The following is a 761-nucleotide window of genomic DNA, read 5'->3' on the forward strand; positions in this document are numbered from 1 at the left end:
CTTCAATCGTTATGTGGTTTTGATTTAAGGGAAAATAGTTCTGGTACTCATAAAGGCAAGACAACTATAAGCAAAAAGGGTAATAAACGGCTTAGAGCTTACTTATTTAGAGTATCTCTGCCTTTAGTGAAAAATAATGATGCTTTTAAAGAGTTACATAATTACTACACTACGAGGAAAGACAATCCTTTAAAAAAGAAACAATCCCTTATTGCAGTATGTTGTAAGCTACTTAGAATTATGTATGGAATGGCTAAAACAAATTCAGAGTTTAATCCAATTGAAGTAACTAAAACAATTAATCAAAACAGAATTTATGAGGCAGCATAAGAGTAAGAACATATTTATTATTTGATTTATTTATAAGTTATCCACAAGTGTTTAATATATTTTATTGTATTTACAAATTACAATTCATAGCTTGGTTTAGTCGGAGCATTTCTTAATTTTAGGGCACAGACCCCGTTGCACAGCGAAATCCGACATCCATCTACAGATAAGTAGTACGAAGGAATTAAGGACATAGATCCAGTGAGATGTGGGAGTTTATACTACTGTAGTTAAAATGGATTCCAGTATAGCATTCATAAATGATTTTTAAAAACTATGATATTTATAGTCTATTAAATCAAAACATCTATATCCTTATTATGGTTTAAATTCAATAATATATAATTAGCTTGTATAGATATATAATTAACTAATTGAAATATTAAGAAATAAAGAGTAAACAGGAGAATATCAAAGTATAAAGAGGGAAT

General features: G+C 28.5%; 1 protein-coding gene. It reads left to right on the forward strand.

Going from position 1 to position 761, the window contains the following annotated elements:
• A partial coding sequence (locus ACVHXK_RS18670) for a transposase (protein WP_461207917.1) occupies nt 1-330 on the forward strand: 330 nt, incomplete at its 5' end.
• Nucleotides 331-761: the final 431 nt, after the last annotated feature.

This window comes from Clostridium sp. DL1XJH146 (assembly GCF_054819755.1).